The sequence below is a fragment of the Streptomyces sp. 7R007 genome (genome assembly GCF_054850255.1).
The window spans coordinates 167466-192258 of sequence record NZ_JBTWMV010000007.1 but is presented as its reverse complement, the minus strand read 5'-3'; the positions used below and the strand labels follow the sequence as shown (position 1 = coordinate 192258).

Below are 24793 nucleotides of genomic sequence, written 5' to 3'. Positions count from 1 at the left end.
ACGTCACGCCGACGGATTGCCGTGCTGTCACGTCCCTGTGAACGACGTGTTGAGCCGGGCCCCCGCGTCCCACCACCCCCCCGCGCCTCCTACCCTCCCCTTGGCACCTCCGTGAAAGGAGGGCTGGCATGACGCCGATGTCATCAAGCCCCTCGCTCGACCAGGAAGCACCCACCGATCAGGACGGACGGTGGAATCCCCGACTCGTCCTGCTGCTGGTCGCGCTCGCGTGGCCGACCCAGCTGCTGGCCGCGGGCGGCATCCTCGGCGCCAACGCCACCGCCGGAGTCGCGCAGGCCTTCCACACCACGCAGGTGGTGTGGTTCGGACTGACGCTGACGCTGGTGTCCACCCTGCTCACGCCCTTCGTGATCAAGCTGGGAGACCTGTACGGCAAGCGGCGCGTCATGCTCGCCATGACCGCCCTGGGCGCCGCCGGAGAGATGCTGGCGGCCCTCGCCGGGGCGTTCTGGCTGGTCCTGGCGGGCCGGGCGATCGCCGGGTTCTACGGTCCCTTCGGCGCCCTGTCCTTCGCCGCCGTGCGGGACACCTTCCCGCCCCGGCTCGTCAAGCAGGCCAGCGGCATCATGGGCAGCAGCGTCGGCCTGGTGGCGCTCGTCTCCCCCTTCCTGGCGGGCTGGCTGGTCGACCACTGGGGCTACCGCGGGGCCCTGTGGTTCCTGGCCGCCGCCACCGCCTTCGCCTTCGCGCTGATCGCGGCACTGGTGCCGGAGACGCCGCGGCACGCCTTCGACTCCGGCTTCGACTGGCTGGGCGGCCTCGTGCTCGGCGGCGGTCTGACGGCCGTGGTCTACGCCGTGGGGCAGGGGCAGAGCTGGGGCTGGTCCGACGCGCGCACCCTGGGCTGGCTGGCGGCGGGCTGCGTCGCCCTCGCCGTCTTCCTGCTCGTCGAGCGCCGCAGCCCGCACCCCATCCTGGACCTGAAGGTGCTCAGCCGCCGCCCGGTCGCCCTCGCGCTCACCGCCGGCGGTCTCGCCCAGACGGTCGCCTTCACCATGCCGGGCCTCGCCATCCTGCTCGCCCTCTACCCGCACATCCCCGGCGTCTCGGCGGGCCTGGGGTGGACGGCCCACCACAACGCCGTCGTCAGCGTGAGCTGGAACCTGGTGATGTTCGGCACCGGGCTGCTCGTCAGCCGCTGCCTGCGGCGCTTCGACGCCCGCCGGATCTGGTGCGCCGGTCTGGTGGTGATGGCCGCCGGCTACGCCCTCGTCGGCCTCTACCACGGCAACGAGCTGCAGCTCATCCTGACCTCCTGCGTCGCCAACGTCGGCGCAGGCGTGGTGGTGGCGGGCGCGCCGACCCTCGTGGTCGGCGTGGTCTCCCGCGACGAGCAGGGCCTGGGCAGCGGCATGCTCAACATGCTCGTCAGCCTGTTCGGCGCGATCGTCACCGCCGGTGCCTACGCCGTCCTGGCCGCGGACAGCACGGTCGTCGACGGCACCGCCTTCTACCTGGACACCGGCTACACGTGGATCTTCTGGCTCGGCGCCCTGGTCACGCTCGTCGCCCTGGCCTGCTCGCTGTTCCTGCCGCCGCTGCACGACCCGGCCGACGAGGAGCGGCAACCCGCCTGACCCGGCACGGCACCCGTGTCCCGGCCCCGGCCCCGTCGACGCTACGGCGACGGGGCCGGGGCACACGCGCATCTCCCCGTCGGCTTGTCGAGGCCGGTGGAGGTGTCGGGAGTGCACGTGCGGCAGGACGTCGGCGAGGTCGGTCATGGGGACGGCCAGGGGTTCGAGAAGCGCCGGGCGCTCCTGCCCTCGAAGCCCTCGTGACCGCGGTCGACCGGCCGGTCTGGAACAGGGCGGTATCGATGAAGAGCTCGAAGCGGTCGCCGCCGGTGCGCTCGATGAAGTCGCGGCGGCCGTGCGACCGGGTGCTCGATGAAGGTGGGGCTGTGAATCCCGGGGCGGGAGACGATGTCGAGATCGTCGGACTGGGCCGGTTCGACGCCAGGACACCACCCCACACGACCGCGTCCAGTCCATCAAGTCCGGCGACACCGCGACCACGCGGGCGAGCAGGCCAAGAAGGCCGTCGCCGAAGCGGGAGCCGCGCTGGGCATCCCCCTGGGCGACTCCCCCGTCCTGCTCCCCGCGGGCAGCTCACCGCACTACCAGGGCACCACGCCCTTGGGACCGGCCGACGACGGCACCGGCGTCTGCGACACCCACAGCCGCGTCTGGACCATCGCGGCGGCTTCCGGGGCGGTGTCCGAGGGGAGGGACCCCGCTACGACGACCGGGGGCCCGCCGCGCGGCGGAGGCGGTTGGCGATGGCGAGGCCCAGGCCCTCCTCCTCCGGCAGGGAGGCGACGATCCGGTCACAGCCCCGCTGGTCGAGCTCGCGCAGGAACCCGTACAGCTCGCGCGCATAGGCGGCCCCGGACTCGGGAACCGTCACCACCGCGTGCGCCCTGACCGGAGCGCCGGCGTAGGCGGACGGAAGCAGGACACCCACCCGGTGGCCCACTTCCTGCGCGAGTTCCGCCTCGTGGACGACCTTCTCCGGTTCGACCAGGACGACCTGCGCGCGCGGTGCGTAGTGGGAGGGGTGCTGGCCAGGCACCCGTACATGGCTGGTGGCGGGCACTCCGACCGGGTGCCCCAGGACCGCTTCGAGATCCTCGCGGGTCACACCGCCGGGCCGCAGGATGCTCGGAGTCTCGCCGGTGACGTCGACGATGGTCGACTCCACGCCGACCTGGCAGGGACCGCCGTCCAGGACGAAGTCGACGGCGTCGCCGAGCTCCGCGCGCACGTGGTCGGCCGTCGTCGGGCTGACCGAGCCGAAGCGGTTGGCGGACGGGGCCGTCACGCCGCCGCCGAAGGCGGACAGCAGGGCGAGCGCGAGGGGGTGATCGGGCACCCGCACGGCCACCGTCTCCAGGCCACCGGTGGCTTCGAGGGGCACGCGCCGGCCACGGCGCAGGACCAGGGTCAGCGGCCCCGGCCAGAAGTGCTCGGCCAACAGGCGCGCGGTCGCGGGCACTTCCTCGACCCAGTCGTCCAGCTGGTCCGCGGCGCCGATGTGGACGATCAGCGGGTGGGTGGGCGGACGGCCCTTGACCTGGAAGATGCGTGCGACGGCGGCGGGGTCTTCGGCGTTCGCGCCCAGACCGTAGACGGTCTCGGTCGGGAGGGCCACCAAGCCTCCGGCGCGCAGCACCTGGGCCGCTTTCTCGATGTCACTGGTTGTTGCCATCACCTCGCCATCCTCTCATTGCCCCGCACCTGCTCCGGCCTTGTCGCCTGACCACCGGGCACCCTGAGGTCCAACCGCCCCGAGCCCCACCCAGCCGCCACGGCGGCGCCGCACGCGGCCGACTGATCACCTCACCTGGCCCTGAGATGTTCCGTCAGCCGTGACAGCAAGGGCAGCGCCGCCGCCAGCGTCTGCCGCTCCTCGGCACTGAGTACGTCGTTGATCGCGCCGCCGAGCCAGTCCGCACGCCTGCGGCGCTCCTCGTCCAGGCGCCCGCGCCCCGCCGGTGTGAGGTGGAGCAGGAGTTTGCGTCCGTCGCCGGGGTGCGGCTCGGCCGTCACCAGCTCCTGCGTGAGGAGTTCTTTGACCGCCTTGGCGATCGACTGGTGGCTCACGCCCCGCCGCTGCGCGATGTCGGCGGTGGTGAGCGGGCCGACACGGTCCAGATAGCCCAGGACCGCGGCCTCGGCCGGGGGCATCGTGTCGGCGGTGCGCACGGTGCGCACCAGGTGTCCGACGGTCTGGCGGAGTTCTTCGGCGAGCCGGTGGTCGTCCATGGGGACCAGCCTAGCCGCGGCCTGCAACCGAGTTCCACACCTTAGGTATACAGTTTGGTTGTAGAAATGATCCGTCACCGGAGAGGATGCCCCCGTGCAGCTCACCAAGCACGCCCACGCCTGCGTCACCCTGGAGAAGGACGGCACCCGGCTGGTCATCGACCCCGGCACCTTCACGCCCGACGCGGCAGAGGCCGTCTCTCGCGCCCACGCCGTTCTGATCACGCACGAACACTTCGACCACTTCGACGACAAGCTCGTCACCGCCGCGCTCGACGCCCAGCCGGACCTGCACGTCTACGGCACCTCCGCCGTGGCGGACGCCCTCGGCGGCCACGAGGGCCGCGTCCACACGGTGGCCGCGGGCGACGCCTTCACCGTGGGCTCCCTGAGCGTCTCCGTCCACGGTCACCGGCACGCGCCGATCCACGCCGACATCCCGTGCCCCGACAACGTCGGCTACCTCGTCGACGAGGGCACCCTCTACCACCCCGGCGACGCCTACTTCGCGCCCGGCACTCCCGTGCGCACCCTGCTGCTGCCGACCAGCGGGCCCTGGACCAAGCTCGGCGAAGCCGCCGACTACGTCCGTGCCGTCAAGCCCGAGCGGGTCATCCAGATCCACGAACTGATGCTCAGCGACCTCGGCCAGCAGTCCACCGCCCGCCTCCTCGGCGAGCAGGGCCTGACCGGCACCGCCATCGACCGTCTCGACGCCGGCACCACCGTCCAGCTGTAGCACACCGACCCCGGGGAGCGGGCATGCGTTTCGCCACCATCCGTACCGGCAACACCCTCAGCGCGGCCCGCATCGAGGGCGACCGCGCCGTCCTGGTCGACGCCGCCGACGCCGTCGACGCCTGGCTCCACCGCGACCGCCTGAGGGACGTCGGCGAAGTGGATGCCCGCACCGCCCACTACGCCCGCGTCTCACCGGCCCCCGCACACATTCTGTGCGTCGGCCTGAACTACCGGAGCCACATCGAGGAGCTGGGGCGCCCCACGCCCACGTATCCCACGCTCTTCGCCAAGTTCCCCTCCACCCTGACCGGACCTCGCGACACGATCACGCTGCCCCGCATCAGCGACCACGTCGACGGTGAGGTGGAACTGGCCGTCATCGTCGGACGGCGCCTGCGCCGGGCCGGCGTGCGGGAGGCGCAGCACGCCATCGCCGGGTACTGCGTGGCCAACGACCTGTCCCTGCGTGACTGGCAGCACCGCACCACCGAAGCCCTCCAGGGCAAGGTCTTCGACCGCTCGACCCCGCTCGGGCCGCTGCTGGTCACCCCGGACGAGGTCGACGACGCCCGCGATCTGACCGTCACCTTCACCGTCGACGGCGTCGAGTGGCAACGCGGCTCCACCCGTGACCTGCTCTTCACACCCGCCGAACTTCTCTCCTACTGCAGCACCTTCCTGACCCTCGCACCCGGTGACGTCATCCTCACCGGCACACCCGGAAAGACCGCGCTCGCCGGTCCGGCCCTCACTCCGGGGCACCACCTGGTCACCGCCGTCGAAGGGCTCGGCGCCGCGGTCAACCCGACCGCGGCGGACACCCTGCCGGACACACGTGCCGACTGGCGCCACCCCGTCTCCTCTTCCAAGGCACCCTCGGCTCCGGCCACCTCACCGACACCGGTACGAGCGTGGCCGTGCCCTCCCCCGACTGCATCGCCTTCCGCGTCCGCAGCCGTGCATCAGGCTCCCCGCGCCGGTAACCGGACCTGCGGGTGAACGTCCGCCGCTCACCCGCAGGTTGGGCGGTCACGGCGTGCGCCGGGCCGTCGGCGCCTCCCGGGTCCGCGCCCACTCCGTGGCCCACGACCACAGCCCGGTGCCGCCCGCGGTGCCCGTGCCGCCGACGCCGCCGACGCCGCCGACCCAGGTTCCGGACGCACCGGCGGCCACCGGCCGGTGATCGCGGTCCGTGCGGTGGAAGCCGACCGTGTAGGTCCGGGTGACCGCGCCGTTGGCCGAGGTCACCGTGATGGTGCGGGTGGTGAACCGGGAGGTGGTGGACGAGACGGTGGAGCTGCCGTTGGTGACCTTCACCCGCGCCCCGGAGGCGGCCGGGACGGCGGAGACGGCCGGAATCCCGGCGTTCTTCGGCCAGTCGACGACGTAGGTGGACACCTGCGGATCGAATCCGTCGATCGCCACGCCGCCCACGGTGATCCGGCTCGCGTCGGCGACGCTGGCCCGGGTGGCGTCCGAGAAGTTCGTCACCGTGACCGACCCGTCGGCGTTCACGACCACGTGTGCCGCCATCGCCGCCGCCAGGTTGATGCGCTGCCAGCTCGCTTCGCCGTCCGCGGTGAGGTCGAGGGGGTATCCGGAGTCCGTCGCGGTCTGCTCCAGGATCTCGGCGCGCTGTTCGGTGGTGAGGTCGGGGAAGGCCGTGATCAGCAGCGCCGCCGCGTCGGTCGGCACCGTGAGGGCCTGCCCGGCCTTGCCGGTCCGGGAGAACCCGTAGGTCAGGCGCCGCGTGTACAGGTCGACGTCCTGCGCCGTGCTCAGCCCGTCGTAGGCGTCGCCCTCGCAGGCCGTGAGCGTGTCGCCGTACCCCTCCTCCCGGCACTGGGCGAGCAGGACGTTCTCGATCTCGGTGTGGGCCTGGGTGAGCAGCGCGGCGAAGTCGGGGTCGGCCCACCGGTGGGCGACGGTGGCCTGCCCGGTGATGCGGCCGCCCATGACGTCGAGCGGGTAGTGGAAGCCGAGGACGATGCGGTTGTCGCCGTACTCCGAGGTGCGCGCGAGGATCGACGGTGCCAGCTCCGGCAGCAGGGTGGCGAGGATCGTCCCGGCCTCGTAGCCGCCGTAGGTGTGGCCGCTCGGGTAGGAGCCGCTGGTGGCCAGGCTGCTGTACGAGCCGTCCTGCGACTCGTACACGTAGCCGCCGTCGCCGACGAAGCCCAGCCGCACGTACGGCCGCAGGTAGCCGTAGTGGTTCTTCGCCGCGTCGTGGGTGTCGATGCCTTGCGTGACGCGGGAGAACAGCGCGCTCGTCTTGGGCAGTTGGCCGCTGTTCAGGGCGTCGAGGTAGAGCTGCCCGAGCCGGGAGCCGAGGCCGTCCGCCATCGTCACGGTGGCGCTGTTGCCGGCGTCGACCTCGGCCCGGTCGACCTGCTGCTGGGTCGCCGCGTTGTTGATACGCACGGCGATCTCGTCGTTCTGCGCGGTGAGCGGGCTGCCCTCCGTCAGCTTGGTGTTGGCGCCGAGGACGTCGTGGCCGAGGTCGTCGATGCCGCTGAGGAGGTCGTTGAAGTAGTCGCTTCCGTCGTCGGTGGCCGGCCACTCGTCCGACGCGTACGACGCCTTCAGCGTGTCGTCCGGGAAGGGGGTCGGCGTGTACGTCGACGGGTCGGACGCCTCGGTCGAGGTGGTGGTGTCCGTGGCGTCGTCCGAGGTGCCGGCCAGGGTGACGGCGGTGACCGTGGCCGTGTGCGCCTTGGCCGCCCTCGCGGTCGTGAGCAGCGTCGTGCGCGCGGTGGCGGGCACGTGCACGGTCGTCCCGCCGTCCAGCGTCACGGCGTAACCGACGACCGGGAAGCCTCCGTCGGCCGCGGGGCGCCAGGTCACCCGGACCTGCTTGCCGTCGGTGAGCACACCGGTCACGGTCGGCGCCTGCGGCGTGCCGTCGCCGGTGACCGCGGGTGCCGTGGCGGCGCTGGAGTCCGAGGCGCCGACGGAGTTCAGCGCGCGCACGCGTGCCGTGTAGGACGTGCCGGCCGGCAACCAGGTGAAGGTCGTGCTCCGGCTGCCCGGATCGTCGATCTCCACCTGGTGGCCGCCGTCGAGGGTGATCTCGTAGCCGGTGACCGGGGAGCCGCCATCGTCCTCGGGTGCGGACCAGGCGACGGTCACGCTCGTGCCGGAGGCGGTCGCCGACACCGCGTCGGGCGCCGCCGGCACCGTCCTGGGCTTCGTGGTGAGGCCGGACAGGGCCTTGGCGAGGGCGTCATGGCGTGCGGTGAGGGTGTCGTCCGTCGCGGCGTCGTCCGCGACCGCGGTCTTCGCCGCGGCGAGCGCGTCGGTGAACGCCGACCAGGAGGCGTCGGTGTAGCGCGCCTTGTCGAGCGCGGACGCGGTCGCGACCAGGTCCTCCAGCCGCAGTCTGGGCAGCGGGACGAGCTGCTTGGCGGCGAGGGTCAGGCTGCGGGTCTGCGCGTCCACGTCGAGCTGGGTCGCGTCGCCGGCCTCCACCAGGGCCCGGGCGGCGGCCAGTTCGCGCTGGAAGACACCGAAGTCGACGGTGTCGTAGCGCTGCGCGTCGCCGGCCAGCGGCGCGTACTGGTCGATCGCCTTGCGCAGGGCGGAGGTGTCCGTGGTGGTGGGCGTGTCGGTGTGGCTGAAGGTGATCCGGCCCAGATTGGCGACGTACGGGTGGGAGGAGTCCGCGGTCGTCGTCAGGCGCAGGTGGACGGTGTGCGTGCCGGTGAGCGCCGTCGGCAGGGTCAGGCTGGTCGTCCCCCCGGACGACCACGAGGCTCCCGTCACGGGCAGCGGGACGGTCGCGTACGGCGCGCCCGGGTTGGCCGCGTCGAAGGAGTCCAGGTAGATCTGCACGGCCGAACCGGTGCCGCAACGGGCGGAGTTGTTGGCGTAGGTGAGGGTGACGGTGTTCTTCGGGGAGTCGCCGAAGTCGATGTCCCCGTAGCTCATCCAGGCGCCGTCGTAGGTGCCGCCCAGGTCGGTGGCCGACCCCGCGCCGCTCCAGGTGGCCGTCTCGCTCTTGAGGCCGCCGCCACTGCTGGAGTCGAACGACGTGGCGTCGAAGGCCACCGGGGCGTCGGCCTGCCGGGTCAGGGTCAGTGAGTAGACGTTGGCCACGTAGGGCTGGGTGTCGGACTGCGTGCTGGAGACGAAGTCGGCGTACACGTCCTGGACGCCGGTGAAGACGCTCGGGTCGAGGGGCACGGTGGTGGTGGCGACGGTGCCCCAACCCGATCCGGTGTAGCCGAGCGGGATGTCGACGCTGGTCGCGCCGTCCTTCGAGCCGAGGTGCAGTGCGATGTGCGAGTCCGACGCCGCGCGCGACTGGGGCTTGTCGTAGCTGACGGTGACGGTGTCCGCGCCGTCGCCCAGGTCGGTGCCCCGCCACGCGGCCCAGGCGCCGTTGGTCACGTTCTCGAAGATGCCGTTGGAGAGCTTCAGCGGGAGCGAACCGGCGCCGGTCGTGGTGGTGTTCGCGGCCGTCAGCGTGGCGAGCGTGGTCGTGGCGGACGACGTGACCGGGTACGGCGAGAACTGGTACCAGTCGAAGTTCGACACCCACTGCTGCCCGGAGGGGGCGTGGAAGACGAACGTCGCGCTCGACGACTGCAGCAGCGCTTCCGGGTCGGTGACGGTGGCCTGGACCGTGGTGTAGTACTGCCAGCCGCCGGTGCCGGGGAGCGAGACGGTGGCGACCACGGGGCCGTCGGCGGCACCGGCGTGGATGTCGACGCTGCTCGGTTTCGCCGTGGTCGCCTGCGAGTTGGCGTAGCGGACCGAGATGCTGCGCGGGGCGACGCCGCCGAAGTCGAGCTTGGTGAACCGCTCCCAGGAGCCCTCGGTGACGCCGCCGAGGTCGCCGTCGGAGTAGTACGCCTCGCTGACCAGGCTGGGGCCGTCCTTCTGGTCGGGGCTCTCGGCCTGGAGGACGGCGTAGCCGCCCTCGTCGAGGGTGAGCGCGTCGATGGCGGACTCCAGCGCGTCGTGCGCGGCCATGAGGGTGCCGGTCGCGGCGGACGTGTCCGCGAGGACGGTGCGGGCGTGTTCGAGGGCTGAGCGGAACAGGCTGAAGGAGCCGTCGGAGTAGTTGCCGCTGCGCACCAGGGACGCCTGGTCGACGAGGTCGACGAGGGCCGCGCGCTGCACCGCGGCGGCCGAGATGACCAGCGGGTCGGTCGGGGACACCCCGGTGCCGGTCACCGTCGAGGCCGACGCTCCGTGGGCGAAGGCCGCGTCCTGGAAGGTGATGCCGAACCGCGCGTCGGTCTCGGTGCTGCCGGTGAGGGTCAGTGTCACGTTGCGCGAGCCGGTGACGCGGAGGTCGGCGGTGACGCCGTCGGGGAGCCCGGTGAGCGTGGCCGCCCCCGTCCTGGTGAGGCTCGTGCCCTTGCGGGCGGCGAACGTCGCCCGGCCGGACAGGGTGAGCTTCACACGCTCGTCCACGGTGCCGTCGGCGGCGGTGTCGACCGTGTCCGGCGCGGCGGAGACGGTGGTGCCGCCCGTCGTGGCCGTGCCGGTGTCACCGGAGTCGGTGTCTAGCGAGTACGCGGCCTTGGTGGCGGAGCCCCAGGAGGAGGGCTTGGCGCCCATGGTGAACTTCAGGGTGCCGCCGGAGACGATCTGCGAGTAGTCCAGCCACGTGTTGGCGAACCGCTTGCCGTTCAACGTGGCGCCCTGGACGTAGTAGTCGCTCGCCGACACGCCGTCGGCCCGCACCGTGAACCGGCTGCCGTTGGCGTAGGTGATCGTCGTGGAGTCGAAGAACGGGCTGCCGATCTGGAACTGGCTGGAGCCGGCCGTCACCGGGAACAGGCCCAGGGCGGCGGCGACGAACATGGTCGACATGGTGCCGGCGTCGTTGTCCATGGTCGGCAGGAAGCCGTGCGGGGAGAGCTTGTACACCTGCGTCTTGACCGGCGGGGTGAACTCGCCGCCGGAGGAGGGGGCTTCGTTGGTGGAGCCGGTCGCGATGTAGCGGTTCCAGGTCTCGCCCGTGTAGATGGCGCGCACCCACTTCTGCGTCAGGCTCGGCTCGCCGACGTAGTTGAAGAGGTAGGGGGCCTGGAGGTCGATCTCGTTGGCGTTGGAGTGTAGCATGGTCGAGCCGTCGTCGGCGTCGGAGTCCTCGCCGAACATGTGCTCGATCGCGGCCCGGCCGGCCTTCTCGCCGCCCATGGCCTTGATGAGGCCGCCCATGTCGTAGGCGTCGTACCAGTGGTACTGCCACAGGGTGCCCTGGTAGAGGCTCGCCGCCTCGAACTTCTCGTAGTCGGCGCTCTGCCAGTCGCCGCCCGCGGCGCGCGGGGTGAGCAGACCGACCTCGGTGCCGTCGGCGGCGGTCCAGGCACCGGACCTGACCAGGTGGTCGATCGCCATGGTCGACTGGGTGCGCAGTTTCTTCGCGTCCGCGTCCTTGCCCAGCGCGGAGGCGATGACCGACAGCGCCCACTGGTCGTAGCCGCGCTGCACGGTCGTACCGGGGTCACCGGCGATGTAGCCCTGCCGCAGCTGCGTGCCCGTGTAGTAGCCGGTGTACGACCTCAGCGCCGGGTACGCCTCGTCGAGCCGGTCGAAGTCGTGGTAGCCCTTCGACAGCGCGTCGGCGATCACCACGGCCGACCGCTCCCAGCGCACCGTCGGCACCGAGTGGGTGAGGCTGCCGAGGCTCTTGCCCGCGGTGTGCGCGTCGGCGAACAGCTCGATGAGCGACTGCACGAGGTCCCGGTAGGTGACCGGGTCGATGTAGGCCTCGACGGAGTACTTGCGGAAGTCGTCCCAGGTGGACCAGCCGTCGTAGTAGGTGAAGCCGTTCGTCTTGTGCACCGCTCCGTCGACGCCTCGGTACGTGCCGCTGGTGCTGGTGGCGTTCACCGGCAGCGCGTACATGCGGTACAGGTGCGTGTAGAACTCCTTGGTGAGCGTCGCGCCGGGGTCGGACTTCGCGGACGCCTGCACGGCCACGGCGCCGAGCGTGCTGTTCCAGTCCGCCTTCGTCCGCGCGCGTGCCTGGTCGAAGGTGAGGTCGCCGACCTCGTTGCGCTGGTCGGTCGCGGCCTGCTCGGCGCTGATCGGCGACACCGTGACGCGCAGCTCGATGTCCTTGCCGGCGGACTCGTCGAACCCGAGGACGGCTCCGGTGTCGGTGCCGTCCTGCGTGGTGGCGTCGCCGAGCTTGCCGTCGCTGCCCCAGCTCTTCAGCGAGGTCACCGGGACGTTGGTGGTGGCGTAGTAGTACAGCCGGTAGGAGGCGCCGTTGAACGACCCCGCGACCAGGCCGCTGATGGCGGTGGTGCCGTCCGCGAGCGTGGTGGCGTCCAGGGTGGCACGGCTGCGGCTGGTGTAGTTGTTGGCGAGGTCCAGGACGAGTTCGGGGTGCGCCCCGGAGGGGAAGCTGTAGCGCTCCAGTGCCGTGCGCGTCGTCGCGGTCATCTCGGCGCCGATGGTCCCGGAGTCCTGCGTCACCGAGGTCCCGGTCCCGGAAACGGCCCCCAGCCGCACCTGGTAGGAGCCGGGCGTCGCGCTCTCGTCGTCGTGGCTGTAGGAGTGCGCGTAGGTGCCCGTGGCCGGGCGGGCGGAGTACTGCACGGACGTCGGCACGACCAGCAGGTCGCCGCCGCCGCCCGAACCGCCGACGCCGTCGAGGTTGGTGGCGGTGAACCCGGCGATGTGGTCCTCGTCGTAGTCGTACCCGGAGTGGTTGCGGCCCGGCGTGGTCATCGGGTTGACCTTGGCCAGGCTGTGCGGCGCCTCGGCTCCCGGCAGGTCGTTGCCGTCGTCGCCGGCGGTGGACACGAACGGGTCGACCAGCGCGGTGTAGTCCGTGCCGCCGGAACCTCCCGTGGAGGACGCGGACTGCGCCGACGCGGACGCGGCGGGCAGTGCCGCGGCGGTGCCGCCGCCCGCCAGTGCGGCGAGACCGAGCGCTCCGGCGAGCACGGCGGCGAGCGTCGCGCGCAGGGGCCTGCGGCGCCGGCCGCCGGTTCTCGCAGGGGTCACGCGGGGGGTCGGGGCGTGAGGTCTACGGGGCACGGAACCTCTCCAGCATCGCGGTGGACGGGCACGGTCGGTCCGGTCGAGACAACGTTGTCAGCCTGATCGCCCGCAGCACGCACGCACTTGGGGCGGGACGGCAGTGAACACCGCGGACTCACACCCGCCGTGTTCACGACCGTCACTCATCTCACACGGGAAAGTCATACAGGAGGCGAACAAGATCCGTACAGATGCTTGCGTGCGGCCTCCTGCGACGAGCCGGGCGCAGGGCTGACGAGGCGTCAGCGAGCGAACGACTCACCTGGCTTGACCAGGACCGCACTACTGGGCGGTCAGGAACTCGTTCGTGGACAAGGGGCGGTTCACGATGCGGATGTCGCCGATGTTGCCGTGGAAGACGATGTCGATCTCGCCCGCGTACTCGTGGCCGCCCACCAGCCAGGGCAGGCCCAGCGACGTCAGGCCGCGCGACTCGCGGTCGGGGTTGTCGACCACCGGGGCGCCCTCGACGTACAGCCGCGTGCGACGGCCGTCGTTGACCACCGCGAGATGCCACCACTTGAGCTCCACCAGACCGTGGCCCCAGTTGGTGGTCGGGTAGCTGTTGTTCAGCGGGTAGTGGTTGAACTGCGGCTCACGGCCGTTGTTGGAGATGGAGAGTTGGAGCACGGGCTCGCCCGGGTCGGTGTTCCTGCCGTGCTTGCCGGCGTCTCCTGCCGAGCCCCGCCGGCTGAGTACGGCCGCCCAGCCGTTGGCGCCGGCGTCCCACTCCAGCGGCATCATCACGAACGTCTCGATGGTGTACCCGGACGTGAACGTCTCCGCGTTCAGCGGAGCGTCGGCCGCGGTGGTGAGATACGTGCCGTGCAGGGGGTTCCTGCCGCCGGCGAACTTCAGGCTGGCGTGGCCGGGTTGGTCGGGGTGGTGGTCGGCGGACCAGGTCAGCGCGTCGGTGGCCGTGCCCGGCACGGCGGCCACCGTCAGGTGGTTGCCCCTGCCGGACAGGTCGCGGACCCTCTGGCCCGCGGTGAGTGAGGTGCCGGGGGCGCCCTGCCCGTCGAAACGCCAGTAGGCGAGCGTGCCCTTGACGAGTTCCCGGGCGGCCGGACGGGCGGGCCTGACCGGGACGGGAGCGAAACCGGAGAAGCGCTTGCCGAAGTCGATCGGGATCGAGAAGGTGTCGACCGGGCCGGTGATCCTGGCGTGCTCGGCCGCCAGTCGGGTGCGCTCTTCCGGGGCCTGGGCCAGAATCCACGGGTTGATCGTCTCGACGTCGATCGTGTCGCGGGCCAGGTCGAAGTGGTAGAGCCGGATCATGCCGCCCCCGCCGAAGTAGCGGTTCTGGTAGTTCGTGATGTGCATGTGCACGTCGTTGCCGGCGGCGTTCTTCCTGGTCGTACGTCCTGACGGCCAGTAGTGGCCGTTGAGGGTGAGGAAGATCTGGTCGTTGTCGTTGACCAGCTTGTCCCAGATCGCCTGTCCGTGGTCGGAGAGCGCGGCGTTGTCCTCGGGATCTCCGGACTCGTAGGGGAAAACGTTGTCATCGTAGGTGGAGTAGACGATGTCGTGGGCGGTGAGGATGACCGGCAGCTTGGGGTGTGCCTTGATGACGTCGTTGGCCCAGGCGAAGCCCTGGTCGGTGGTCCGCCAGTCCAGGGCGAGCACCAGCCAGGAGCGGCCGGCGGCCTGGAAGACGTGCGCGGTGTTGTAGCCGGTGGGGTCGGCCCCGGCGAACGTCTTCGAGCGCCTGAACCGCTGCGGGCCCAGGGTGCGCAGGTACGGCGTGTCGCCGCGGCTGTCGTCGCCGGAGACGTCGTGGTTGCCGGCCACGACGCTGTAGGCGGCGCCGTGCGCGTCCAGCAGGGCGAACGCCTTGTCGACCTGCTGGAACGACGAGGTGTCGGCGTCCTGGGTCAGGTCGCCGAGGTGTGCCATGAAGACGATGTTGTCGTTGGCGTCACCGCTGTTGTTGATGATGTAGCGGAACGACTCCTCCTGCGGTGTCCGGTTGACGCTGTCCTGACTGCCCCAGTACAGGAACTGCGTGTCCGGCATGACCGCAAGGGTGAACCGCGGTGCGGTCGGATCCGGTCTCCACGGGCCGGTCCTCCCCCGCGTGCCGGCGTCCGCGGCGACGGCGGACGCCGGGGCGAGCGCGGACGTACCGATGCCCAGGGCCGCCGCTCCGGCGCCGGCCAGTGCGGCATCGCGCAGAAAGCCGCGCCGGCTCCAGCCGGTCGATTCCTCTGACGGAGTGTCAGCACACGTGCACACAAGGCCCTCCCGAGCTGATGGGGGTTCGTCGTGGGACGGCGACGACGCTACTCAGGAGTCGCACAGGCCGGGCGGACGGCAGATGACGAACGGAGATCGGCGGTTTCCCGGAACGGAACGCCCGGTTCAGACAGCGGACAGCGGCTGATCCCACGATGAACTCGAAGTGAGCGGAAACCGCCGCGCCCGGGCGGTACGAGCCTCAGTTCCCGATGCCATGGGCGAGGAGGCTTTCGGCGGTTTCGGCGATGGTGTCCTCGATGGAACGCGCCTTCCAGCCCAGGAGCCGCTCCGCCTTCGCGCTGGTGGCGTCCAGGTCGCGGCCCAACTGGTGCCGGAGCAGACGCAGTTCGGGGCTGGCGAGGCTCAACGCGCGGGCCAGCCAGACCGGCAGCTCACGGGTCGGGACCTTTCCGGCGCGCTCCCCCAGGCTCTCGCGCAGAACGCGCGCGAGCTCGACGACCCGCAGGCTCCGCCCTGCGATGGCGAGGAAGCGCTCACCGGCCGCGGCCGGATCGGTCATCGCGCGCAGGTGCAGGTCCGCGACGTCGCGCACGTCCACGAAGCCCATCCCGAGGGGAGGGCACGCGGGCACGCGTCCCTCCAGCATTCTGCGCACCAGACGCAGCGAGGGCGGATCGTCGGGGCCGAGCAGCGGTCCGAGGACGCCGACGGGATGAACCGCCGCCAGTTCCAGACCACCGCCTTCCTCCTCGACGAACTGCCAGGCGGCGCGCTCGGCGAGGGTCTTGGACCGCTGGTAGGGCGGGATGCCGGCGTGGACATCGGTCCAGTCCCGCTCGGTGAACGGGGTCGAGCGCGGTGGGTGTCCCACCCCGATGGCGCCAAAGGCGCTCGTCAGGACGACCCGTCGGCCCCCCGCGTCGCGCGCAGCACCCGCACGACGCCCTCCCGCGCCGGAACGACCAGGTCGTCGTCGTTGGCCGGGGTACGGCGCAGGGTCGGGGAGGCGACGTGCAGGGCGAAGTCGCAGTCGGCGGCGGCGTCGTCCCAGCCGTCGGCGTGTTCGAGGTCGGCGGCTACGACCGTCAGACGGTCGTCGCCGAACGGCGCGGCCGCTTGGAGCCAGGAGCGCAGCGCGGGCTCGCGTCGCGGGTCGCGGACGGTGGTGCGAACGGTGTGCCCGGCGTCGAGCAGGGTCCGGACGCACCAGCTGCCGATGAATCCGGACCCTCCGGTGACCAGTACGTGTGCCATCGGTCTCTCCTCAGCTCGCGGGGTGCGCGTCGAGCGGCACCGGCGGGCGCGTCGCACGACGTGGTCGGGTGGCGGCCACGCTGCTTCCGAGGAGGGCGTGGCCGATCATGATCGGGTAGATGACGGCGCGTTCGAACATGCCGACGTTCCACATCCAGCCGGTGAACACGTCCGTCAGGAGAAGGGGGAACGCGACGAGTCCGGCGGTGCCGAGGGCGATGCTCGCGGTCGAGCGGGCCCTGGAGAGGCCAATACGGCTTCCGGCGGCTCCGACGGCGATCGCCATGAGGTTGCCGGCGAGCATCACGCCCTGGGCGCCGAAGGTGTGGAACACGATCAGGCCGTTGTCCGTGTTGGCGACGGACCCCTGGACGATGCCGACCAGCGAGACCCCGACGCCGGCGAGGACGGCGAGGCCCGTGATGACGGCCGGCCGGGCGCCTTTGCGCGGGTCGAACAGGAGCGACGCGCCGGCGATCAGGAGGATGCCGTAGCTCACCCAGCCGGTGTCCATGACGGCGCCGAGGGGGGAGTTCGCGGCCTGACCGAACGCTGTCTGCGGCGGGCCGGTCAGACCGAGGTGGCTGACCCAGTTGTACAGGGGGAGTACGGCGGGTCCTGCCACGCTGCGGCGGTGACGAACTCGGCGAGCCAGGAGATGAGCGGGCCGAGGAGGATCAGGAGTGCGCCGGCGCGGGCCGCAGCGCCGGCGCGGACAATGGGGTTCACGAGAGGGCCATTCCGGGCACGCGTTGCCGGATGGCTTCCATCTCGGCCTCGTCGGAGACGCCCTGCCAGTCGTATCGAGGGGTGTACGGGGCCTCCAGGGCACGCACCTCCTCGTCGGTGAGGTCGATGGCGAGGGAGGCCACGGCCTCGTCGATCTGGCGGATCGAGCCGGCGCCCACCAGCGGTGCGGTGACGACCGGCTGCCGGCGCAGCCAGGCGAGCGCGACCTGCGCACGGCTGACGCCGCGGGCGTGGGCGACCTGTCCGACCGCGTCGATGATCGCGCGGTTGGACGCCTCCTGTGCGGGCGAGTAGAGCAGGTCCGCGTAGGCTCCGTCCGTCTCGGAGCGCGCCGTCGCGCGGGCGTCGTCCCAGCCCCGGGCGAGCCGGCCGCGGGCCAGCGGCGACCAGATGACCGTGCCGACACCCTCGTCCAGACACAGCGGGATCATCTCCCGCTCCTCCTCGCGGGCGAGCAGGTTGTAGTGGTTCTGCAGGGAGACGAACCGCGCCCAGCCGTGCTGTTTCTGCAGGTGCAGCGCCTTCGCGAACTCCCAGGCGTGCATGGACGAGGCACCCAGGTAGCGGACCTTGCCGGCCTTCACCAGATCGCTGAGCGCCTCCAGCGTCTCCTCCCAGGGGGTGGCGTGGTCGTTGCGGTGGATCTGGTACAGGTCGATGTAGTCGGTCTGGAGGCGGCGCAGGGAGTGGTCGACCTCGGTCATGATCGCCTTGCGGGACAGTCCCCGTCCGTTCGGCCCCAGCCGCATCGGATGGCGCAGCTTCGTGGCGATCACCACGGCGTCGCGGTCGGCGAAGTCCCTGAGCGCGCGGCCGAGGATCTCCTCGCTGGAGCCGTTGGAGTACATGTTCGCGGTGTCGAAGAAGTTGATCCCCGCCTCAAGGGCGTGCTTGATGAGCGGGCGCGCGTCCTCCTCGCCCTTCGACCACACGGGGTGCCCGCGGTCGGGCTCGCCGTAGGTCATCGCGCCGATGGCGATCGGTGACACGTCCAGGCCGGTGGTGCCGAGCTTGATGTACTGCATGATGCCCCTCTAAAGTAGGTGGAGAGCTCTCCGATTATCGTAGTGGAGAGTTCTCCACTTAGCAAGAGGAGATCTTTTGGTCCGCTCAGACGCTCGCGAGAACCGGGCTCGCATCCTCGCGGCCGCCCGGAAGGCGCTCACCGAGGACGGCAGTACATCGATGAACCAGATCGCGCAACGCGCCGGCGTCGGCGCGGGCACGCTGTACCGGAACTTCCCCACCCGCGAGGCACTGGTGCTGGCCGTCTACCAGGACGAGGTCGACCGCATCTCCGGCGCCGTGTCCGACCTGCTGGCCCGGATGGCTCCGCTGGAGGCGCTGCGTCACTGGACCACCGACCTCGTCGAGGCCATGCGCCGGAAGCACGGCCTCGGGGACGCCCTCAGCCCGAGCGCCCACCAGGCGATCAGCAAGCAGAGCTACGCTCCGGTCATCACCGCGATCACCGAGATCCTCGACGCGGGCAAGAAGGACGGAAGCATCCGCACGGACGCCGATCCCGGCGACTTCCTCCAGCTCACCGGCGCACTCTGGCGCGCCGCGGCCGCCCCCGAGGACCGGGCTCCCCGCATGCTGGCACTCATCCTCGACGGACTGCGTACGCACTGACAGGCGCCGCGCACCGGTCAGGACGTACGCAGGGGGAAGCTTGAACCAAGGTCACGGCCTCCGGGCGACGACCGCCAGAAGGCCGCGAGCGTGGATCGGCGTGGTCGTGAGGCCGTACGGCCGCTGCACGACCGCGTGAGGCGGGGCACTTGTCCAGCGGCACGACACCCTGCCGCGTGGGCGTCGAGACGGCCGCCGTCACGTCCCTCGGCGTCTCAGGGCTTGCGGGCGACGCCGGCGTAGAACAAGTCCGTGGGACCTGTGGTGGTCGGGGTCGCAGCGGGGTCGGGCCGCCACTGGACGCCGGGGACCAGGCCCGGTTCGATCATTTCCAGCCCGGTGAAGAACCGGCTGATCTCGGCGTGGCTGCGGACGGTGAGGAAGACCCCGTGGTCGCGGTAGACCTGGAGCGCGCGGGCCGTGCTGTCCGGGTCGAAGTCGGCGGTGGTGTGGGACAGGACGAGGTGGCTGCCGGGTGCGAGGGCCCGAAGGAGCCCGCTGACGCTGTCGTAGGCATCGTCGTCGGGCAGGAAGTGCAGCAGGGCGATCAGGGACAGCCCGACGGGCCGGGACAGGTCCAGGGTGCGGGCGGCCGCCTCGACGATGGCGTCAGGGTCGCGGGCGTCGGCCTGGACGTAGTCGGTGCAACCCTCGGGGGTGCTGCGCAGCAGGGCCTGGGCATGGGTGAGGACGATGGGGTCGTTGTCGACGTAGACCACCCGAGCCGCGGGGTCGGTGCTCTGCGCGACCTCGTGCAGGTTCGGGCTGGTGGGGATGCCCGTGCCGACGTCGAGGAACTGCCGCACTCCGGCCTCCTGGGCCAGGAAGCGGACGGCGCGGTGCATGAACGCCCGGTTGGCGAGGGCGGGGCCGCGGCCGTGCGGGAGGCCCTTCAGGACGAGTTCGGCGGCCTCCGCGTCGACCGGGTAGTTGTCCTTGCCGCCCAGGTAGTAGTCGTACATCCGGGCCGGGTGCGGCTTGGACGTGTCGATCTCGAATGCCGGCCCGTGGGTGTCGTGAGTCATGACGGCCTCGTCGCTCCAGAACGTGGGTAGCGGGGAGAGCGAATGTATCTCTCCTTGTCGGCACGGCAGTTGGCACGCCGTCGGCGGCACGAAGAGGCAGAGCCGGTCGCCCCGAAGGTGCGCTTCTGGGCCCTGCCGTCTGCCCGAAGGGCTCTTGAGGAGTCCTTCTTCCGCCGCTTAGCGTCAGATCTTCATGCTCCGGCCAACTGCCGTACGCCCGGGCATGGTCACGTCGTCGGCACGAGAGGAACGGTCGCTGTGCAGGTGCGCGAGGGGCGGGAACAGGCCGAGGCAGCCGGACACCTGGTCAGGCCGGCTCCGCACAGCGAACCGGAGCGCCGCTTCACACCGGGCAACGGCCCGATGACCCCGTCCCAGGCACTCGCCCTCCAGCGCACCGCGGGCAACGCGGCGGTGAGCCGGATCCTCGGGCAGGGCACCTCGGCAGGGCCCAAGGTCCCCTGGGCCGCGCCGAGTACCGGCACCAAACGCACCCAGGAAGAGTCCGGCGTCGAGCGGGGCGACAGTCCGCCGCGGGGCCAGCAGCGTGTCGAGGCGGGCAAGCAGGCGACCAGGACCACCCGCAGCGGAAGAGCCGGGACGTCGGTCAAGGGCAAGGAGGCGCAGGAGCCGGAGGAGATCGGCAATCCCACCCTCCAGTTCACCTCCCGCTACGTCGGTCCCCGCAACCAGTCGCTCGCCGGCAACCAGGAGATCGGCTTCGACCAGGTCGCGACGCTGCGGCGCGCGGACGGAATGACGACGCGGGCGGAGGACGCCTACGACTTCTGGCAGGAAGTCACCGACGAGAACCGGCAGATCGCGCCCGACGCCGCGAACTACCGCCCCAAGAGGTCCAAGCGGCCGTGGGCGGTGGACGGCCCCTTCCGCCCGCCCTACAACACCGAGGACGGCACCATCACCAACGAGGCCGAGCGGATCTCCTTCCACGACAGCCCCGGATTCTCGGGCAACATGCGGATGACCAACGGCTACTGGCTCTGCTCCTACGAGGTCAAGTTCCGCTGGAAGGTCCGCCGCAAGCTGGGCGGCCGGTTCACCAAGAACGAACCCTTCTGGACGAGCGACGAAATGGTCCACCGGATGGAGTCGGTGTTCGACCCCGACAACCCGGAGGCACCGGCCCCCATCACCGCCACCGCGGCGGGCAACCGCACCTGGAACGTCGAACTGCCCAACTGACAACCGCGCCCGGTGCGCCGCCGTGCGCGCGTACTCCTCGCCCCGGGAGACTGAAGTCCGCCGTCTCACACCCGAGTTCGAGTGTGGCCGGGAACGTTGTCGATAGGTTGTCGCACAACGCGAGAATGTGGACTTCCAGTGAAGAGAATCCGCGCGGGGAGTGTGGGCATCATGGTGGAACTGCGCCTTCTCGGTCCCGTGGAGCTCTTCGTGCGCGGCCGCGCCGCCGAGGTGGGACCGCCCCAGCGCCGGACGGTGCTGGCCGCTCTCGCGGTGGACTCCGACCGCCCCGTCCCGGCCGACGTACTGATCAGACGGGTCTGGGGCACCGACCCGCCCGACGGGGCACGGCGCGCTCTGCACGCCCACATCGCCCGGCTCCGCCGGCTCTGCGAGCAGACCGAGAACTCGGGGCATTCCCGGCTACACCTGGCGCGCCGCTCGGGCGGATACCTGCTGGAGGCCCGGCCCGACCAGGTCGACATCCATCTCTTCCGGCAGTCGGTCGGCCAGGCCCGCGAGCCGGGACGCACGGACGAAGCGCGGGCGGCCCTGCTGCGCGAGGCGCTCGGGCTGTGGCGCGGGGAGCCGCTGGCCGGACTCGGCGGGCAGTGGGTGGCACAGGTACGCGAGGCGTGGCGGCGCCAGCACGTGGAGGCAGCCGTCGCCTGGTCCCATGTCGAGTCGCGCGTCAGCGACCCCGGCGCCGTCATCGGCCCGCTGACCGAACTGCTGGACGCCTACCCGCTGGTGGAACCGCTGACCGAGGCGCTGATGCGAGCGCTGAACGCCGCCGGGCGCAGCGCGGAGGCCCTGGACTGCTACGCCGCGCTGCGCAAGCGGCTGGCCGAGGAGTTGGGCGCCGATCCCGGTCCGCAGTTGCAGAAGGCGCACGAGGCGGTCCTCCGCGGCGGGCTGCCCCGGCCCGCCTCCCCGCCCTCGGCTCCGGCCCCGACGACTCGCCCGCCTCGCCCGGTGGCCGCGGCGAACCCGTGGCCGGACCCGGCACCCGTGCAACTCCCCATGGGCGTACGGGGGTTCACCGGCCGCCACGGCGAACTCGCCCGCCTAGACGAGATCCTCGCCTCCGCCGCCGACCCACCGTCGGCCGCGGTGATCGCGGCCGTGTCGGGCACCGCCGGAGTGGGCAAGACCGCACTCGCCGTGCACTGGGCACGACGAGCCCAACACGCTTTCCCCGACGGCCAGTTGTACGTGAACCTGCGCGGGTTCGCGCCGGGCGGGCCGGTGTTGAGCCCCGCGGAGGCGGTGCGAGGCTTCCTGGACGCGCTGGGAGTGCCACCGGCCCGCATCCCGGTCGGCCTGGAGGCACAGGTCGGGCTCTACCGCACTCTCCTGGCCGGGCGCCGGGTCCTGGTGGTGCTGGACAACGCCCGCGACGCCGACCAGGTCCGACCGCTGCTGCCCGGGGCACCCGGCTGCCTGGCCCTCGTCACCAGCCGGGAGTCGCTGACCGGCCTGGCCGCGACCGAGGGGGCACAGCTGCTGACGGTCGGTCTGCTCACCACGAGTGAGGCACGGCAGTTGCTGAGCGGCAGGCTCGGTGCGGCGCGGGTCGCGGCGGAACCCGATGCCGTACAGGACATCACCGGCCGGTGCGCCGGCCTTCCGCTCGCCCTGGCGATCGTCGCCGCCAGGGCCGCAGCCCAGCCCGACCTGCCGCTGGCGGCGCTGGCGGGGGAACTGCGCGAGGCCGGCGGACGCCTCGACGCCTTGGACAGCGGCGAGGCCAGCAGCGAGATGCGGGCCGTGTTCTCCTGGTCGTACCGGACCCTCACCCCGCAGGCCGCCCGCCTCTTCCGGTTACTGGGCCTGCACCCCGGCCCCGACACCGCGCTCCCCGCCGTCGCCGCCCTGGCCGGCCTCACCACCGCCCGCACCCGCGCGCTGCTCGCCGACCTGGTGCGCGGACACCTGCTCAGCGAACATCCCACCGGCCGGTACGCCTTCCACGACCTGCTCCGCGCCTACGCCGCCGAAATGGTCGTTCGGTACGACAGCACCGGCGACCGGCAGGCCGCGACGCACCGCCTCTTCGACCACTACCTGCACACCGCCCACCAGGCGGACGCCCTCCTCACACCCCGGCCCAGCCCGGCGCCGCTGCCACCCGCCCAGCCCGGTGCGCTGCCCGAGGAACTGCCCGATCACCGGCAGGCACGCGCCTGGTTCACCGCCGAGCGTCCGGTCCTGATCGCCGTCGTGGAACGCGCGCCGACCGCCGGCCTGCACAGCCATTCCTGGCGGCTCGCCTCGGCGCTGACCACGTACCTCGACCGCCACGGCTACTGGAGAGCACTGATCGCCGTGCACACCACGGCGCTGGACGCCGCCCGGCGGGCAGCGGACGCCGCCGGACAGGCCGAGGCGCACCGGGGTCTCGGGCTCGCCGAGGACCGGTTCAACCGGCCCGACGCGGCACGCGCCCACTACCTGCGCGCGCTGGACCTGTTCGGCGAGGTCGGCAGCCACGCCGGGCAGGCCCGCATCCATCAGCACCTGTCTCGTATGTGCGAGGCCCAGGGACGCCACGAGCAGGCACTGCGACACGCCCATGACAGCCTCACCCACCACCGGGCCGCCCACGATAGGGCCGGACAGTCCGCCGCCCTGAACCACATCGGCTGGATCCTCGCCCAACTCGGCGACCACCAGCAGGCCCTGACGCACTGCCGGCAGGCCCTCGCCCTGGCCGAGGAGACCGGAGACCTCAACGGCCAGGCCCACATCCAGGACAGCCTCGGCTATATCCACCACCAGTTCGGCGAGGACTCCCAGGCGGCCGGCCACTACCGGCAGGCCGTCGACCTGTTCCAGCAGACCGGCGACCGCCACAGCGAAGCCGCCGGTCTCGCCCGCCTGGGCGACCTCCTCGACACCACCGGCCGGCGGGATCCGGCCCGCACCGCGTGGGCCCGGGCGCTGGCCGTCACCGACGAACTCGCCCTGCCGGACACCGATCCCCTGCGCGCCCGGCTCCTCGAACACCTCGGCCCCGGACCGACCGGGACCTCCCCCGGACCCCGGCCGCGCCCGGCACCGACCTGATCCGAGCGGCAGCGGGACGTCAGGCTTCGCGGACGAGGAGACTGCGGGCGCTTTCCCGGAAGTGGGCGAGGAGCGGATTGGCGTCGCCGGTGCGGGTGGCGACCACCACCTGGCAGGGCTCGACCCCCTCGACCGGGACGGTGGCGAGGTCGTCGCGCAGTGTGCAGCGCCGGTCGTCGGCCGGCACGAGGGCGACGGCGCGGCCGTCGGCGACCACTTCGAGCTTGTCCTCGAAGGTGTCGACGAACAGGGGTCCGAGCGGAGCCACGCTGCCGTCCGGGCGGGGATCGAGCCGCCAGAACCCAGTCCACGCCGCGGCCATCCCGGCACAGGCGACGAGGGGTTCGTCGGCGAAGTCGTCGGGGGTGACGGACGCCTTGCCCGCGAGACGGTGGGAGGCGGGCACGAGGAGCGAGCGGGGTTCGTCGTACAGGACCGTCACGTCCAGGCCGTCGCCCGGGATCGGCAGGGGCGTACGGACCACGAGCGCGTCGACCCGGCCCTCGGGCAGGGCGCGGGCCTCGTCCCAGTCCAGGTGACGGGTGCGCACGTGGGCTGCCGGGTGACGGCGGCGCAGGTCCCTTACCGCGGAGGTGACGGTGAGGTCCTCGACGTATCCGACGGTGATGGTGCGCGGCGGGGCGGCGGCACGTGCGCTGAGCACCGCCTGGTCCGCCGTGTGCAGAAGCGTCTGCGCCTGCGGGAGGAAGGCCGCGCCGGCCGGGGTCAGGCGGCTGCCCTGGCTGGTGCGCTCCAGCAGGCGCACCCCGAGGGCGTCCTCCAGCCGCTGGATCTGACGGCTGAGGGAGGGCTGGGCGACGTGCAGGGCCGCGGCCGCCCGGGCGAAGTTCAGATGCTCCGCTACGACCGTGAAGTACCGCACCAGTCGCAGATCGAGGTCGGGGCCGGTGCGGAGCGCCGTGGCGGGCGGGGCTTCGTCGGGCATACCCGCACCCTATCGTGATGCGGTTCGTGCATGACGACGTGCAGAACTGGTCTTGGACGCCCGGGTCGGGGCGGCTGTTGACTCGGTGGTGTCCGGCCGAAGCGGCAAGGCGACGAATCGGTGCGGCATTCAGCCGATGAAGCGACGAAGCGCGGACGCGACGAGTCGGACGA

General features: G+C 71.8%; 14 protein-coding genes and 1 pseudogene. 6 read left to right on the top strand and 9 right to left on the bottom strand.

All coding sequences use genetic code 11. The annotated features are described in order from the left end of the window. The first annotated feature begins 128 nt into the window (after nt 1-128). Nucleotides 129-1598, top strand: a complete 1470-nt coding sequence (locus ACYF6T_RS12230) for an MFS transporter (RefSeq protein WP_461695869.1) — start codon at nt 129-131, stop codon at nt 1596-1598. Nucleotides 1599-2259: 661 nt separating this feature from the next. Here the strand turns inward: ACYF6T_RS12230 and ACYF6T_RS12225 are convergent. Further along, nucleotides 2260-3231 carry an L-threonylcarbamoyladenylate synthase gene (locus tag ACYF6T_RS12225; protein ID WP_461695867.1) on the bottom strand — a complete coding sequence of 324 codons (972 nt, stop codon included), beginning with the start codon at nt 3229-3231 and terminating at the stop codon, nt 2260-2262. 131 nt (nt 3232-3362) lie between these two features. Then, complete coding sequence (locus tag ACYF6T_RS12220) at nt 3363-3788, bottom strand: MarR family winged helix-turn-helix transcriptional regulator (protein WP_461695865.1); 426 nt, start codon at nt 3786-3788, stop codon at nt 3363-3365. Between the two features lie 94 nt (nt 3789-3882). Between ACYF6T_RS12220 and ACYF6T_RS12215 the strand changes: the two genes are divergently transcribed. Next, nucleotides 3883-4527, top strand: a complete 645-nt coding sequence (locus tag ACYF6T_RS12215) for an MBL fold metallo-hydrolase (protein WP_461695863.1) — start codon at nt 3883-3885, stop codon at nt 4525-4527. Nucleotides 4528-4550: 23 nt separating this feature from the next. Further along, a complete protein-coding gene (locus ACYF6T_RS12210) occupies nt 4551-5528 on the top strand; it encodes a fumarylacetoacetate hydrolase family protein (RefSeq protein ID WP_461695861.1) in 978 nt (325 codons plus the stop codon). Between the two features lie 30 nt (nt 5529-5558). Here the strand turns inward: ACYF6T_RS12210 and ACYF6T_RS12205 are convergent, their stop codons facing one another. The 5 genes and pseudogenes from ACYF6T_RS12205 to ACYF6T_RS12185 form a co-directional block, all read right to left on the bottom strand. After that, nucleotides 5559-12503 carry a glycoside hydrolase domain-containing protein gene (locus ACYF6T_RS12205; protein ID WP_461695860.1) on the bottom strand — a complete coding sequence of 2315 codons (6945 nt, stop codon included), beginning with the start codon at nt 12501-12503 and terminating at the stop codon, nt 5559-5561. A gap of 318 nt (nt 12504-12821) precedes the next feature. Further along, nucleotides 12822-14774 (bottom strand): LamG-like jellyroll fold domain-containing protein, encoded by a 1953-nt coding sequence (locus ACYF6T_RS12200; protein WP_461695859.1) that lies wholly within the window; start codon nt 14772-14774, stop codon nt 12822-12824. Between the two features lie 202 nt (nt 14775-14976). Next, a pseudogene (locus ACYF6T_RS12195) lies at nt 14977-15992 on the bottom strand (NAD-dependent epimerase/dehydratase family protein). Nucleotides 15993-16002: 10 nt separating this feature from the next. Continuing rightward, nucleotides 16003-16617, bottom strand: a complete 615-nt coding sequence (locus ACYF6T_RS12190) for a DUF998 domain-containing protein (protein WP_461695857.1) — start codon at nt 16615-16617, stop codon at nt 16003-16005. Nucleotides 16618-16717: 100 nt separating this feature from the next. Next, complete coding sequence (locus ACYF6T_RS12185; RefSeq protein WP_461695856.1) at nt 16718-17767, bottom strand: aldo/keto reductase; 1050 nt, start codon at nt 17765-17767, stop codon at nt 16718-16720. Nucleotides 17768-17843: 76 nt separating this feature from the next. Here ACYF6T_RS12185 and ACYF6T_RS12180 point away from each other — a divergent pair, with 76 nt between their 5' ends. Then, a complete protein-coding gene (locus tag ACYF6T_RS12180; protein ID WP_461695854.1) occupies nt 17844-18377 on the top strand; it encodes a TetR/AcrR family transcriptional regulator in 534 nt (177 codons plus the stop codon). 215 nt (nt 18378-18592) lie between these two features. Here the strand turns inward: ACYF6T_RS12180 and ACYF6T_RS12175 are convergent, their stop codons facing one another. After that, nucleotides 18593-19402: an SAM-dependent methyltransferase gene (locus ACYF6T_RS12175; protein ID WP_461695852.1), complete on the bottom strand. Its 810-nt coding sequence runs from the start codon at nt 19400-19402 to the stop codon at nt 18593-18595. A gap of 258 nt (nt 19403-19660) precedes the next feature. Here ACYF6T_RS12175 and ACYF6T_RS12170 point away from each other — a divergent pair, with 258 nt between their 5' ends. After that, nucleotides 19661-20605 (top strand): hypothetical protein, encoded by a 945-nt coding sequence (locus ACYF6T_RS12170; RefSeq protein ID WP_461695850.1) that lies wholly within the window; start codon nt 19661-19663, stop codon nt 20603-20605. A 171-nt stretch (nt 20606-20776) separates the two neighbouring features. Beyond that, nucleotides 20777-23674, top strand: a complete 2898-nt coding sequence (locus tag ACYF6T_RS12165) for an AfsR/SARP family transcriptional regulator (protein WP_461695849.1) — start codon at nt 20777-20779, stop codon at nt 23672-23674. Between the two features lie 19 nt (nt 23675-23693). Here the strand turns inward: ACYF6T_RS12165 and ACYF6T_RS12160 are convergent, their stop codons facing one another. Continuing rightward, nucleotides 23694-24620: a LysR family transcriptional regulator gene (locus ACYF6T_RS12160; RefSeq protein ID WP_461695847.1), complete on the bottom strand. Its 927-nt coding sequence runs from the start codon at nt 24618-24620 to the stop codon at nt 23694-23696. Between the last annotated feature and the right edge of the window lie 173 nt (nt 24621-24793).

Coding starts and splice junctions, on each gene's coding strand:
- ACYF6T_RS12230 (WP_461695869.1), top strand. CDS start 129: ATGACGCCGATGTCATCAAGCCCCTCGCTCGACCAGGAAGCACCCACC.
- ACYF6T_RS12225 (WP_461695867.1), bottom strand. CDS start 3,231: ATGGCAACAACCAGTGACATCGAGAAAGCGGCCCAGGTGCTGCGCGCC.
- ACYF6T_RS12220 (WP_461695865.1), bottom strand. CDS start 3,788: ATGGACGACCACCGGCTCGCCGAAGAACTCCGCCAGACCGTCGGACAC.
- ACYF6T_RS12210 (WP_461695861.1), top strand. CDS start 4,551: ATGCGTTTCGCCACCATCCGTACCGGCAACACCCTCAGCGCGGCCCGC.
- ACYF6T_RS12185 (WP_461695856.1), bottom strand. CDS start 17,767: ATGCAGTACATCAAGCTCGGCACCACCGGCCTGGACGTGTCACCGATC.
- ACYF6T_RS12175 (WP_461695852.1), bottom strand. CDS start 19,402: ATGACTCACGACACCCACGGGCCGGCATTCGAGATCGACACGTCCAAG.
- ACYF6T_RS12165 (WP_461695849.1), top strand. CDS start 20,777: ATGGTGGAACTGCGCCTTCTCGGTCCCGTGGAGCTCTTCGTGCGCGGC.
- ACYF6T_RS12160 (WP_461695847.1), bottom strand. CDS start 24,620: ATGCCCGACGAAGCCCCGCCCGCCACGGCGCTCCGCACCGGCCCCGAC.